The organism is Pseudoalteromonas sp. NZS71_1 (assembly GCF_015864305.1).
GTDB lineage: Bacteria > Pseudomonadota > Gammaproteobacteria > Enterobacterales > Alteromonadaceae > Pseudoalteromonas > Pseudoalteromonas arctica.
This window is the reverse complement of sequence record NZ_JADYXM010000005.1, coordinates 153,380-166,874: the sequence shown is the minus strand read 5'-3', so window position 1 is coordinate 166,874 and position 13,495 is coordinate 153,380. Positions and strand designations below refer to the sequence as shown.

Annotated in this window: 11 protein-coding genes; 4 read left to right on the top strand and 7 right to left on the bottom strand. The window is 39.0% G+C overall.

What is annotated here, in order from left to right:
• Nucleotides 1-109: 109 nt before the first annotated feature.
• The 6 genes from lpdA to ampD form a co-directional block, all read right to left on the bottom strand.
• Complete coding sequence (gene lpdA, locus I6F43_RS10140; RefSeq protein WP_007586124.1) at nt 110-1,534, bottom strand: dihydrolipoyl dehydrogenase; 1,425 nt, start codon at nt 1,532-1,534, stop codon at nt 110-112.
• A gap of 175 nt (nt 1,535-1,709) precedes the next feature.
• Nucleotides 1,710-3,629, bottom strand: coding sequence for a pyruvate dehydrogenase complex dihydrolipoyllysine-residue acetyltransferase (gene aceF / locus I6F43_RS10135; RefSeq protein ID WP_007586126.1), 1,920 nt, complete (start codon nt 3,627-3,629; stop codon nt 1,710-1,712).
• Nucleotides 3,630-3,639: 10 nt separating this feature from the next.
• Nucleotides 3,640-6,306 (bottom strand): pyruvate dehydrogenase (acetyl-transferring), homodimeric type, encoded by a 2,667-nt coding sequence (gene aceE, locus I6F43_RS10130; RefSeq protein ID WP_197102109.1) that lies wholly within the window; start codon nt 6,304-6,306, stop codon nt 3,640-3,642.
• Nucleotides 6,307-6,396: 90 nt separating this feature from the next.
• Nucleotides 6,397-7,146 (bottom strand): pyruvate dehydrogenase complex transcriptional repressor PdhR, encoded by a 750-nt coding sequence (gene pdhR / locus I6F43_RS10125; protein WP_008170672.1) that lies wholly within the window; start codon nt 7,144-7,146, stop codon nt 6,397-6,399.
• 351 nt (nt 7,147-7,497) lie between these two features.
• Nucleotides 7,498-8,349 carry a beta-lactamase regulator AmpE gene (gene ampE, locus I6F43_RS10120; RefSeq protein WP_007586130.1) on the bottom strand — a complete coding sequence of 284 codons (852 nt, stop codon included), beginning with the start codon at nt 8,347-8,349 and terminating at the stop codon, nt 7,498-7,500.
• 13 nt (nt 8,350-8,362) lie between these two features.
• Nucleotides 8,363-8,917, bottom strand: coding sequence for a 1,6-anhydro-N-acetylmuramyl-L-alanine amidase AmpD (gene ampD, locus I6F43_RS10115; protein ID WP_197102108.1), 555 nt, complete (start codon nt 8,915-8,917; stop codon nt 8,363-8,365).
• Nucleotides 8,918-9,338: 421 nt separating this feature from the next.
• Between ampD and nadC the strand changes: the two genes are divergently transcribed.
• The 3 genes from nadC to I6F43_RS20240 all read left to right on the top strand — a co-directional run bounded on the left by nadC (nt 9,339) and on the right by I6F43_RS20240 (nt 11,540).
• Nucleotides 9,339-10,190: a carboxylating nicotinate-nucleotide diphosphorylase gene (gene nadC / locus I6F43_RS10110; RefSeq protein ID WP_197102107.1), complete on the top strand. Its 852-nt coding sequence runs from the start codon at nt 9,339-9,341 to the stop codon at nt 10,188-10,190.
• A 482-nt stretch (nt 10,191-10,672) separates the two neighbouring features.
• Nucleotides 10,673-11,095 (top strand): pilin, encoded by a 423-nt coding sequence (locus I6F43_RS10105; protein ID WP_269435318.1) that lies wholly within the window; start codon nt 10,673-10,675, stop codon nt 11,093-11,095.
• 13 nt (nt 11,096-11,108) lie between these two features.
• The gene (locus tag I6F43_RS20240) at nt 11,109-11,540 is read left to right on the top strand and encodes a pilin (RefSeq protein WP_197102106.1); all 432 of its coding nucleotides are present in this window, start codon (nt 11,109-11,111) and stop codon (nt 11,538-11,540) included.
• Here the strand turns inward: I6F43_RS20240 and I6F43_RS10095 are convergent.
• Nucleotides 11,521-12,132 (bottom strand): fimbrial assembly protein, encoded by a 612-nt coding sequence (locus I6F43_RS10095; RefSeq protein WP_197102105.1) that lies wholly within the window; start codon nt 12,130-12,132, stop codon nt 11,521-11,523. The two genes, I6F43_RS20240 and I6F43_RS10095, sit on opposite strands and share 20 nt — an antisense overlap.
• 123 nt (nt 12,133-12,255) lie before the next feature.
• Here I6F43_RS10095 and I6F43_RS10090 point away from each other — a divergent pair, with 123 nt between their 5' ends.
• Nucleotides 12,256-13,482, top strand: a complete 1,227-nt coding sequence (locus tag I6F43_RS10090; RefSeq protein WP_197102104.1) for a type II secretion system F family protein — start codon at nt 12,256-12,258, stop codon at nt 13,480-13,482.
• Nucleotides 13,483-13,495: the final 13 nt, after the last annotated feature.

Genomic DNA, 13,495 nt, shown 5'->3' with positions numbered 1-13,495 from the left:
ATAAGCAGATTGGTATCATTGAATTAATTCAACATCTCTCAAATTAAAAACCAGGCATAAAAAAACCCAACCGAAGTTGGGTTTTTCAAACAAATGCTAAAAAGTTAAATTACTTCTTTTTAACTGCTTTTTTGTTTGGTAAGTCAGTGATCGAACCTTCAAAAATTTCAGCTGCAAGGCCGATTGATTCATTCAATGTAGGGTGAGCATGAATAGTAAGCGCTAAGTCTTCACCATCAGCACCCATTTCAATACCTAAACCGATTTCGCCAAGCATTTCGCCCGCGTTAATACCGATCATAGCACCACCGATTATACGGCCACTTTCTTTATCAAAAATAAGTTTAGTAGAACCTTCAGTACGAGATGATGCAATAGCACGACCAGAAGCTGCCCACGGGAATACCGCAGTTTCAATTTTTAGGCCTTGCTCTTTTGCTTCTTTCTCAGTAACACCTACCCAAGCGATTTCTGGGTCAGTATACGCAATCGAAGGAATACATTTAGGGTCGAAGAAATGCTTCTGACCAGAAATAACTTCTGCAGCAACATGACCTTCATGAACCGCTTTATGCGCAAGCATAGGCTGGCCAACTAAGTCACCAATTGCAAAAATATGGCTTACGTTAGTACGTAATTGCTTATCAACATTAATAAAGCCACGCTCATCAACGTTTACGCCCGCTTTTTCAGCATCAAGTAAGTTACCGTTTGGAGTACGGCCAACTGCAACAAGCACTTTGTCGTAACGTACAGGTTCTGCTGGTGCGTTTTTACCTTCAAACGTTACGTATAAGCCATCTTTTTTAGCTTCAACACCAACAACTTTAGTTGAAAGCATTACGTTGAATTTTTTGCTTACGTATTTTTGGTAAATTTTGATAATGTCTTTATCAGCTGCTGGAACTAATTGGTCAGCAAATTCTACAACATCAATTGCAGAACCTAGTGCACGGTAAACCGTACCCATTTCAAGACCGATAATACCACCACCAAGTACAAGTAGTTTTTCTGGTACATCTTTAAGCTCTAGCGCGCCAGTTGAATCAATTACACGGTCATCTTGTGGGATGAAAGGTAAGTTAACTGGTTTAGAACCTGCTGCAATAATCGCGTTATCAAACGTGATAGTTGTAGAGTCTTTCTCGCCTTCAACTACTAAAGTATTGCTGCCAGTGAATTTACCGTAACCAGATACAACTTTCACTTTACGCATTTTAGCCATGCCCTCTAGTCCACCAGTTAACTGGCCAACTACAGAATCTTTCCAAGTACGAACTTGGTCAAGATCGATCTTTGGTGCGCCAAAAGTAACACCATGAGATGACATTTCAGCTGCATCATCAATCACTTTAGCTACGTGTAAAAGTGCTTTTGAAGGAATACAACCAACATTAAGACATACGCCGCCTAATGTTTCACGAGATTCTACCAATGTAACTTCTAAGCCCAAGTCAGCAGCGCGGAATGCCGCAGAGTAACCACCAGGACCACCGCCTAGTACAACAACTTGAGTTTTTAATTCGTTGCTCATGCTATTACCTTAATTGTTTGAACGGGACACTGCCCTAAAGTTTAACTGCCATGTTTCTGCAAGGCAGAAAGTGAGAGCAGATCACAAATTTGTGCAAAGATTGTATCATTGCAAATGGTAAAAATCCCAGCTAAAAACAACTGGCTGGGATTTGATTCTATTCATTGTCCAGCGATTACATCACCAATTGGCGAATATCGCTCATGTAACTTGCAAGAGTCACAGTAAAGCGTGCAGCTAAGGCTCCGTCAATAACCCTATGGTCGTATGACATAGACAGCGGAACCATTAGTTTTGGTTCAAACTCTTTGCCATTCCATTTAGGTTTCATTTCAGATTTAGACACACCTAAAATAGCCACTTCTGGTGCATTAACAATCGGCGTAAATGCCGTACCGCCAATACCGCCAAGGCTAGAAATAGTAAAACAACCACCTTGCATATCAGACGATGTAAGCTTCCCGTCACGTGCTTTAACAGATACTTCCATTAATTCGCGTGATAGTTCAATAATGCCTTTTTTATCAACATCTTTAAACACTGGTACAACTAAACCGTTTGGCGTATCAACTGCAACACCAATGTTAATGTACTTTTTAAGGATTAAGCTTTCGCCGTCCTCAGAAAGCGATGAGTTGAATTTTGGAAATTCAGCAAGTGCTTTTGCAGCTGCTTTCATTACAAACACAAGCGGCGTAATTTTAACACCCAGCTTTTTCTTCTCGCTAAGCACATTTTGCTCTTTACGGAATACTTCAAGGCTTGTGATATCTGCTTCGTCAAACTGTGTAACATGTGGGATTTGCACCCAGTTACGGTGTAAGTTTTTGCCTGATAGCTTTTGAATACGAGACAGCTTTTGCTCTTCAATTTCGCCAAACTTAGCAAAATCAACTTTAGGCCATGGAATAAGACCAAGCTCGCTACCACCAGCGCTACTACCTGCTGACAATTGACCAGACTCAACTTGCTTAACTAAGTTTTTAACGTAGTTTTGCACGTCTTCTTTAACTATACGGGCTTTGCGACCAGTGCCTTTAACATTAGCTAGGTTAATACCAAACTCACGCGCTAAACGGCGAACAACAGGTGATGCATGAGCATACGCGCTGTTTTCTGTGAAGCTTTCATTACTTGCTTTTGCTGGTGCCGCTTGAGCCGGTGCCGACTCAGTTTTAGCCGCAGCTGCAGGTGCTGATTTTTCAGCGGGTGCAGGTGCTGCTACTGGCGCGCTGCCTGCAACTTCAAATACAAAAATTAATGAGCCAGTCGATACTTTATCGCCAGCGGCTACTTTAATTTCTTTAACTGTACCTGCAAATGGAGCGGGTACTTCCATTGCAGCTTTGTCGCCTTCAACGTTTAAGATTGATTGATCTTCTTCAACCGTATCGCCAACTGCAACCATAATTTCAGTTACTTCAACTTCATCGCCACCAATATCAGGTACATTCACTTCTTTAGTACTTGGTGCTGCGTTTGCTGTTGAGCTAGCTGCTGGCGCTTCTACAGGAGCCGACTCTTTAGCCGGTGCTGCAGATTCACTTCCTGCTACTTCAAAGACAAACACTAATGAGCCTGTTTTAACTGTATCGCCAGCGGCGACTTTAATTTCTTTAACTATACCGGCAAATGGAGCTGGAACTTCCATTGCTGCCTTGTCGCCTTCCACGTTTAAGATAGATTGCTCTTCTGAAACGGTGTCGCCAACAGCAACCATGATTTCAGTTACTTCAACTTCATCATCGCCAATATCTGGTACGGTTACTTCTTTAGTTGAAGAACCTGTAGAAGCAGCAGGTGCTGCCTCTTCAGATTTAGCTGGAGCAGCGGCTGATGCTTTTTCTTCACCAGTGCTTTCACTCTCGCCTTCAAACAAAAATACTAAAGAGCCAGTTGTAACGGTGTCGCCAACGTTTACTTTAATTTCTTTAACTGTACCCGCTTGCGAAGCAGGTATTTCCATTGATGCTTTGTCGCCTTCAACATTTAATAATGATTGGTCAACATCTACTTTGTCGCCAACGCTTACTAATATTTCGGTTACTTCTACTTCATCGTCACCAATATCTGGTACTTTAATTTCAATACTCATTGCAAACCTCTTATGCGTACAGTGGGTTAAGTTTGTTAGTGTCGATGTTGAACTTTTTAAGTGCTTCAACAACTACTGACTTCTCAACTTCACCGCGTTTAGCAAGTTCAGATAACGTAGCAACAACAACGTAGCCCGCGTTAACTTCAAAGTGACGACGTAGGTTTTCACGGCTATCAGAACGACCGTAACCATCTGTACCTAACACTTTGTAGTTGCTGCTTGGAATGAATGAACGCGCTTGTTCTGCGTAGTTTTTCATGTAATCCGTTGCTGCAACAGTCACAGAGTCGTTTAATACGCTTGTGATGAATGCTGTTTTTTGCTCGCCTTCAGGATTAAGCATGTTGAAACGTTCAACATCTTGACCTTCACGCGTTAATTCGTTGAAAGACGTAACAGAGAACACGTCAGACGCAATGCCATACTCTTCGCTTAGAATCGTAGCGGCTTTACGCACTTCAGTCATAATAGTACCTGAGCTTAATAGCTGTACGTTGGCTTTTTTACCTTCGTAACTTTCAAGCTTGTAAATACCTTTACGGATACCTTCTTCAGCGCCTTCTGGCATAGCTGGCTGATGGTAGTTTTCGTTCATAAGCGTTAGGTAGTAGTAAATATTTTCTTGGTCATCACCGTACATACGACGAATACCGTCTTGTACAATAACAGCTACTTCAAACGCGTAAGTTGGGTCATAAGAAATACAGTTAGGAACCGTATTAGCAAGAATATGACTGTGACCATCTTCGTGTTGCAAGCCTTCACCATTTAACGTTGTACGACCCGCAGTAGCACCTAATAAGAAACCACGTGCTTGTTGATCGCCCGCCATCCATGCCATGTCGCCAACGCGTTGGAAACCAAACATAGAGTAGTAAATGTAGAACGGGATCATTGGTAAATCGTTAGTGCTGTATGAAGTTGCAGCAGCAACCCATGACGACATTGCACCTAACTCATTAATACCTTCTTGAAGCACTTGTCCTGATACAGTTTCTTTATAGTAAGAAACAATATCACGATCCTGTGGCGTATAGTTTTGGCCATGCGGATTGTAAATACCAATTTGACGGAATAAACCTTCCATACCAAATGTACGTGCTTCATCGGCAATAATTGGTACGATGTTTTTACCAATGCCTTTATCTTTTAATAAGATATTAAGTGCACGAACAAAGCCCATAGTGGTTGAAATATCACGTTTTTGCTCTTCAAGTAGCGGCTTAAATGCTTCTACTTCTGGCAACGCTAATTTTTCACTAAAACGTGGTATACGCTTAGGTGTATAACCTTTAAGTTCATCACGACGAGCATGTAGGTATTTATACTCAGGAGAACCTTCTTCAAGCTCTAGGTAAGGAAGTTCTGCAAGTTGCTCTTCAGATACTAAATCATCAAGACCAAGGCGTGAACGTAAATGCGCAACATGCGACATGTCCATTTTTTTCACTTGGTGCGCAATGTTTTTACCTTCAGCTGCTTCACCCATGCCGTAACCTTTTACAGTTTTAGCAAGAATTACAGTTGGACGGCCTTTAGTGTCTTCTGCTTTTTTAAATGCAGCAAATAATTTTGATGACTCATGACCACCACGCTTAAGCGCGAAAATTTCGTCATCTGTCATGTCAGCAACAAGTGCAGCTGTTTCTGGGTAACGACCAAAGAAGTTTTCGCGTACGTACGCGCCATCTTTAGCTTTATATGTTTGGTAATCGCCATCAACAGTTTCGTTCATTAACTGTAGTAATTTACCCGTTGTGTCTTTAGCTAGAAGAATATCCCAACCGCTGCCCCACACTAGTTTAATTACGTTCCAGCCAGCGCCTTTAAACAAGCCTTCTAGCTCTTGAATAATTTTACCGTTACCCATAACTGGGCCATCTAAACGCTGTAAGTTACAGTTAACTAAGTAACAAAGGTTATCTAGTTTTTCACGTGCAGCAAAAGAGATTGCACCACGTGATTCTGGCTCATCCATTTCACCGTCACCTAAAAACGCGTATACACGTTGGTTTTTAGTATCTTTTAAGCCACGACCATCTAAGTATTTTAAGAAGCGTGCTTGGTAAATAGACGAAATAGGACCTAAGCCCATTGATACCGTAGGAAACTGCCAAAATTCAGGCATTAACTTAGGGTGAGGGTACGATGGTAAGCCTTCACCATCAACTTCTTGGCGGAAGTTATCTAGTTGTGCAGCCGATAAACGACCTTCAACAAATGCACGTGCATAAATACCAGGAGAAATATGACCTTGGTAATAAACTAAGTCACCACCGTCTACATCATTTGGCGCTTTAAAAAAGTGGTTAAAACACACTTCATAAAATGCAGCAGATGATTGGTAAGACGCCATATGGCCGCCTAAGTCGAGATCTTTTTTAGATGCACGTAGAACGATCATAATCGCGTTCCAACGTATAATTGAACGAATACGACGCTCAAGATTTACATCACCCGGGTAAGCAGGTTCTTGATCTACAGGAATAGTATTAACGTAGTTCGTGGTAATACCCGTTGGCATATCAACGCCGTCTAAACGGGCTTGCTCTAATACTTGCTCAAGTAAAAACTGAGCTCGTTCAACACCTTCTTCGCGCACAACTGATTCAAGAGCTTGTAACCACTCTTGTGTTTCTAGCGCGTCTACGTCAATTTTATTGACTTCAGACATATGGAGGTTTCCTTATGTTTAAAATACGAATATTGTTAATTTAATATCACAGCTACTTAATTTGTGTGTTCAAAGTAGTTATGTACTAACTTAATTTTGTTTAGTGCGTCTTAAACTACGTTCAATTCGCGAATGTTCTTTGCCTGCTTCAAGTAGTGCTTCTTCAATAAACGCCAAGTGCGCATTACTTGCTAAACGGGCTTGTTCTGGATTACCGTCAATAACGGCATCCATTAATAAACGCCTGTGCTCGGCTAACTGACTGCTAATATCTGACTTTTTTAATAAAACAGTTAAATTTTGCAATACATTTTGCTCAAGCAGCGCTTTCATGCCTCTTACTAAATGCAGTAAAACCACATTATGCGAGGCTTCTGCCACGCTAAAGTGAAATGCATTAATTGCTTTTGCTTTTTGCTGTAAATCATCATTAACGAGGGCAATTTTATCAAAGCTTTCTTTCACTTTACTAAAATCGTTGCTGGTTCCGCGCAGTGCCGCGTAGTAAGCAGCAATCCCTTCTAATGCATGACGAAATTCAAGTAAATCAAACTGCGACTCAGGGTGTTTACTAATCAAATCAAAAAGTGGATCAGTAAGCCCTTCTTCGAGCTGATTTTTTACAAACGTGCCGCCACCTTGGCGACGCGTAACTAAACCTTTCGCTTCTAATTTTTGAATTGCCTCACGCAGTGACGGGCGAGACACTTCAAATTGCTTTGCTAGTTCACGCTCTGGTGGCAACTTTTCACCTGGTGCTAACGAGCCTTCAAGAATCATGTTCTCGAGTTGCTGTAAAATAACATCAGATAACTTTGCTGCTTTGATCTTTAAAGACATGAATCAACGTCCGCGTTGTATAAATACCAAGAGCCCATAAAGCGGGGCTTTGAGTAGTATGATTTACCCAAAAGGTAAATTGGTCATACCAAAAATTTTCAATACGGTATCAAAAACCTTATTAGCTGTCAATTTACAGGTAACTTGAGCAATTAAAGTAGCGTAACGCATTTTGAACGAAGATTAAACAATGCGCAATTTACAAAAATTGTTATAACGTTAATAGGATGAAAACAATTGGTCTGACCAGAAGGAATTAGAATGTTAGCTCTATTTTATTGTGTTTAAAAATTGCAGGAGAGATTAAAGCACCTTACATTGCATAAGGTACTTTATTAAAAAGGTATTAACTTAAGACAGTCCACCAAATAATGTAAGTAGTGCTATAAGTACTAAGTAAAATAATACATTGCGCTTAACAAGCTTAATCATACAAGTGGCCTCGTAGGTACAGCCGTAATAACGCTTTTCAACTTGCTCTGCAGCCAGCGCAGTACATGTTACTACTTCTCGGTTTGGAGATTTAAAGTTAAGTACGTAACGTAGCCAACAGCTTGTGCCTTTATTAAAGTTACCTATTACTAAATAACCAAAGCTTGTAATGCGTGCAGGTAACCAGTCGAGCCAAAACAGTAGTTTATGTATAAGTTTAAAACGCTTAGCAAATATTACTTTATGATCTTCTCGTACTAAATCAGCTAAAGTACGTACCAGAGCATATAAAACCGCACCTGGCGCGCCTAAAACAACAAACCAAAAAATAACCGCGCAGTAAAATCTAAAGTTTACCCACGCCAATGTTTGCCCAAAGGTTTCGCCACCATCTTGATCATCAGTACGCTTTTGACCTATTTGCAACGCATATAAAGATGCAGCAGTACCGTCATCTCGCGTTAACGCATTTAAATACGACTTATATAAAGCACGCTGCTTAGCACAACCAAAGCAAACCAAAAGCACCGCGATATTAATGCCCAACTGCCACAAAACAAAATCAGATAAACAATAAATTAGTGCCATCGCAATCACCGGAAGCAAAAGCCAAATTAAAAAGCCCGGTGCTGAGCTAAATAAGCCCTTATCACCAAGTAATTTATTAGAGCGATTTAAATAACCATTTGCGTAATAACTTATCTGCCAGTAATTAGACCGAGCGCCTAAGCGCTCTAGTATTAATGCAATTATTATAGAAACTAAAATCATGGGAATTACTCTCTTAACTTAGTTGTTCAAGCATATTAAAAAACAATGGCCAATTAAAGCTACTGCCAGGATCTGTTTTACGCCCAGGGGCAATATCGCAATGCCCAACAATACGCGAAGGGGTAATTTTTGGATAGCGTTGCATTATAGATTTACTAATAATAGTTAATGTTTTGTACTGTGCTAAAGAATATGGAGCAGTGTCGGTACCTTCAAGCTCAATGCCAATGCTAAAGTTATTACAAGCAGGTACCCCCTCAAACTCGGATTGCCCTGCATGCCAAGCGCGCTTTTCAAAAGGCACGTATTGTATAACCTCACCGGTGCGCTTTACAAAGCAATGGGCCGATACACGTAAATTCTTTAAGTCACTAAAACTCGGATGAGCATTGCAATCAATGCTACCCATAAATAACTCATCAACAAAAGGTGTACCAAACTGCCCTGCTGGCAATGATATATTGTGAATCACCAATAAAGAAATATCAGCCTCATCAGGGCGCTCATCAAAATGCGAACAAGGCCGCTGCGCCACCGTACTTAAAACACCGTCTAAATTTATTTTCATGATACGTTTATTATATAAATATCAAGATATACATATCGCTGATGCTAATGGATTTATTAAAAAAATGATAGTAACAAGCGAGGTATAAAACCTCACCTACAAATAATTCAAACCCACACGTAGGTGCGAATTTACATCCGCTCATGTAACATAACTTTTGAAATTAAAAGCGAGGTATAAAACCTCACCTACAGATAATTCAAACCCACACGTAGGTGCGAATTTACATCCGCTCGTGTAACGTAACTGTTGAAATTAAAAGCGAGGCATAAAACCTCACCTACAAATAATTCAAACCCATACGTAGGTGCGAATTTACTACAAGCGCTTATCTTTATATTAGCTAAAAGGCAATCGCTTCTCTTTCTTTTATAAACATAGTAAAATTTGCTTAATTTATTAACGCTTATGAGCTTTTATTATGTATATCCCGCACTCTTTAGTTAGCCAACTTGTCACTCTTGCACTCGACGAAGATCTAAATTATCAAACAGCTCAAGACGGAGATATTACCGCGCAGCTTATCCCTCAGAGCGAGCAAGCCAACGCAAAAGTAATCACCCGCGAAGACTGCATTTTTTGCGGAAAAGACATCATCCTTGAAGTATTCAAACAAGTAGACCCAAGCGTTAAGGTTAATGTACTCATAAATGATGGCGACGCAGTTAAAGCAAACAGCACATTATTTACCGCTATTGGCTCGGCTCGTTCAATATTAACTGCCGAACGAACTGCCCTTAACTTTGTGCAAACCTTATCGGGTACAGCAACTACTACAGCGCATTACGTAAAAGAGTTAAGTGGTACAACTACGCAACTACTCGATACACGCAAAACCATACCTGGTCTGCGCGCTCTTCAAAAATACGCAGTAAAATGTGGCGGGGGTGCAAACCATCGTATTGGATTATTTGACGCTTTTTTAATTAAAGAAAATCACATAGCGGCTTGTGGCACAATAAACAAAGCAGTAGCTCAAGCTAAACAAAACCACCCAAACAAACCTGTCGAAGTCGAAGTAGAATCACTCCCTGAACTTAAGCAAGCAATTGAAGCTGGCGCCGACATAATTATGCTAGACAACTTTAGCGTAGAGCAAATTAAGCAAGCTGTAATTTTAACCAACAAACGTGCAAAATTAGAGGTTTCAGGCAATATGACCCTAGAAACGCTCAAAACTTATTCACAAGCCGGCGTCGATTTTATATCAAGCGGAGCGTTAACAAAAAACTTACAATCAATCGATTTATCGATGCGTTTTGAACGATTTTAAAGCAACAACTGCCAATTAATACCCCTAATCGATTGACAAGTTAAGTAAAAAAGCATTAAATAACCCGAAAGGCTTACTTTGTAACATTTTGTTAAATAAAATCGCTTTTTTATAAGAAGATACGTGCTAAATACTAAAATAAAATGGTAGACTAATTCTGTTGTACTATTTTATTTTAAAAGGTAGTCATAAATAACTAGTACCTTTAGTTTTTAAAGACATAATTAAAAACTAAAGCAACTAAACTACTTACTTTATGCCTATACTATTTGTTGCTACAACATGTAGTGCACTTAGTAAACTTTTATAGTTAGTACTAAACATAATGAATTCACATACGGCTTTTGTGTTTCATACTCTAAAGCTAAAGTGTAATAAAATTAATTTTAAGTAAAACTGTAAAGTAAATCAGTTAAATTAAGTGAGGCATTTGCCGCTTAAGTGATTTAAGTTACAAAAATCTATCCTTTAGGAGAGGAAACATGAAAACAATGACTCAAAAACAACAGGGTTTCACCCTAATTGAATTAATGATTGTTATCGCAATCATCGGTATTCTTGCGGCAATCGCTTTACCGCAATATCAAACATATACTAAAAAGGCTCGTTTTTCTGAAGTTGTACTTGCTACTTCTTCTGTTAAGGGTCTAGTGGATGTGTGTTTTCAAACACGTGGAGCTGGTGTGCTAGATAATTGTAAAACAGATGCGTTAGTTGGCGCCGACTTAACTGGTGCAGCTTCAGGTACGCATGTTAATAGTGTTACAATTACAGGTGATGCTGTTGTTACAGGAACAGGTGCGGCTAGTGTTGACAGTAAAACGTTTATTTTAACACCTACTGTAGCAGGTGGAACTTTAACATGGGCTCAAACTGGTGATTGTGTCGCTGCTGGTCTTTGTTAATTAAGTTTTAAATATGAGAAAAGCCAACGGCTTCTCTTTAATAGAGCTGATGATAGTTATCGCTATAATGGGGATATTGATATCATTAGCTCTACCTGCTTATAACAATCACTTTAAACGTTCTAAGTTTACCGAGGTTGTTCTTGCTTCTAACGCACTTCAGCGCCAAGTAGAAATTTGCTTTTACATTAAGCATGCTCTTAATGAATGCGATTCTTTTGAAAAAACAAGCTCTAAAAAATCTGACTTTATAGCACCTAGCTACATATCTGACATTGAAATATCTAACTCATCTGGTAATTATCAAATAAAGTCTACTGCGGCTAGCGAAGCGTCGATATCAAACTCAGGAGATACTTATATTATGACTGCAACGATAAATTCCAATCAGTTGTTATGGGAGCTATCGCCTCTTAGTACTTGTATTAGTGAAGGGACTTGTTAAAGACTAATTCATTGGTTTCTTTTGTTACATTTACAACACCTTTTTTTGTAATGACCCCACATATTGTTCCGCACTCTTTTTCAAAACTTGATTTTTCAAAAAACTCAAACATTTCAATTGGCGAAATTGAGCTCTTGATTAGACTTTCATAACTAGCTCTCAGCTCACTTCCAACTGCAGGTTCTTTAAATGTATAAAATTGCTCTTGGTTATTACCTTTCCTTGAATCGCTTTTAGTAACAGCAAAGTAAGAACCTTGCCATTTTATGATGTACGCGAGCCTTTGGCTGTCTATTTGCAACACTCCATAGGCTAAAGAGCTAAACTGAAGTAGCAAAATGACGCTAATATTAATTACATTTTCTTTAAATGATTTAATTGGTGAAAGTAACCATAAACTCAATAAAGGCCCTAGAATTAAGTCTAATGATAAAATGATTACAGCTAAACCAAATAAATCAGTTAATAAATAACGCCCATTATCAAACCAAACATTTATAATAAATAATCCAAGTAAGCATAATAAAATAACGCCTGTAATAAAGTGTATACCTGACCACTTTAATTTTTTATTAATATTTTTAGAAAACACTTTAAATTCTCCGTAATTTATTTAGTACTAAAAGTAGCTGCATCAATTGTTTAAGTTCAACTTTGTAGCTATTATATATTATTCGATTAAATCTTATACCTCATACTTATATTCAGGATCATAATGGCTAAACAACAAGAAAAAAAAGGGCAAGATACCTTTGTATGGGTTGGAGTAAGTGCAAGAGGCAAAAAACTTGAAGGCGAGCTTACAGGAAATAGTATTGCTCTTGTAAAAGCTCAACTTAGAAAACAAGGTATTACACCATCAAAAGTAAAACGGAAACCTAAACCTCTTTTTGGAACTCGCCTTCAAAAAATAACCCCCAAAGATATTGCAATGGTCACAAGGCAAATTGCAACTATGCTCATGGCTGGCGTGCCATTAATCCAATCAATAGAAATGATTGGTACTGGAGCAACAAATAAAAGTCTCGGTAAATTAATGGAAACTATTGCTGATGAAGTAAAAGCAGGCCAACCTTTATCTACAGCGCTTAGAAAACATCCTCGTTATTTTGATGATTTATACTGTGACTTAGTTGCCTCTGGCGAGCAATCAGGCGCACTTGATAAAATATTTGATCGTGTCGCTTTATATAAAGAAAAATCAGAAGCTTTAAAATCGAAAATTAAAAAAGCAATGTTCTACCCTATAGCTGTACTAGTCATAGCACTAATTGTTACATCCATATTATTAATTTTTGTTGTTCCACAATTCCAAGATATTTTTGCGGGTTTTGGAGCTGAATTACCTGCATTTACTCTACTCGTGATTGCAATATCTGAATTCATGCAAGAATATTGGTGGGTAATTGCATTAATTATTGCTGCGTTTGGTTATGGCTATAAAGAAGCACTGCTGAAAAGCCAAAAATTAAGAGATGCAACTGATCGATTAATACTTAAACTCCCTGTTATCGGTATGATTTTAAATAAAGCAGCTGTTGCTCGTTATGCTCGTACACTTTCGACCACGTTTGCTGCAGGTGTGCCGCTTGTTGATGCGCTTGATTCTGCTGCTGGGGCTTCCGGTAATGCAGTGTACCGATATGCTATTTTAGATATAAAAGTTGAGGTTAGTTCAGGTAATCAGATGAACTGGGCTATGCGTAACTCAAAAATATTCCCTGATATGGTAATACAAATGGTCGCTATTGGTGAGGAGTCAGGCTCCCTTGATGGCATGCTCGCAAAAGTGGCTACTATATACGAGCAGGAAGTTGATGATGCTGTAGATGGCCTTTCTAGCCTACTAGAGCCACTTATTATGGCTGTGCTAGGTGTGCTTATTGGTGGCTTAATTATCGCGATGTATTTACCTATTTTCCAACTTGGCGCTGTTATTTAATTTCTTTAAAAAA

Bases quoted from the DNA above. Each gene is read 5' to 3' on its own strand.
- I6F43_RS20240 (WP_197102106.1), top strand. From the start codon at position 11,109: ATGAGAAAAGCCAACGGCTTCTCTTTAATAGAGCTGATGATAGTTATC.
- lpdA (WP_007586124.1), bottom strand. From the start codon at position 1,534: ATGAGCAACGAATTAAAAACTCAAGTTGTTGTACTAGGCGGTGGTCCT.
- ampE (WP_007586130.1), bottom strand. From the start codon at position 8,349: ATGATTTTAGTTTCTATAATAATTGCATTAATACTAGAGCGCTTAGGC.
- pdhR (WP_008170672.1), bottom strand. From the start codon at position 7,146: ATGTCTTTAAAGATCAAAGCAGCAAAGTTATCTGATGTTATTTTACAG.
- I6F43_RS10105 (WP_269435318.1), top strand. From the start codon at position 10,673: ATGAAAACAATGACTCAAAAACAACAGGGTTTCACCCTAATTGAATTA.
- I6F43_RS10090 (WP_197102104.1), top strand. From the start codon at position 12,256: ATGGCTAAACAACAAGAAAAAAAAGGGCAAGATACCTTTGTATGGGTT.
- ampD (WP_197102108.1), bottom strand. From the start codon at position 8,917: ATGAAAATAAATTTAGACGGTGTTTTAAGTACGGTGGCGCAGCGGCCT.
- aceE (WP_197102109.1), bottom strand. From the start codon at position 6,306: ATGTCTGAAGTCAATAAAATTGACGTAGACGCGCTAGAAACACAAGAG.
- nadC (WP_197102107.1), top strand. From the start codon at position 9,339: ATGTATATCCCGCACTCTTTAGTTAGCCAACTTGTCACTCTTGCACTC.
- aceF (WP_007586126.1), bottom strand. From the start codon at position 3,629: ATGAGTATTGAAATTAAAGTACCAGATATTGGTGACGATGAAGTAGAA.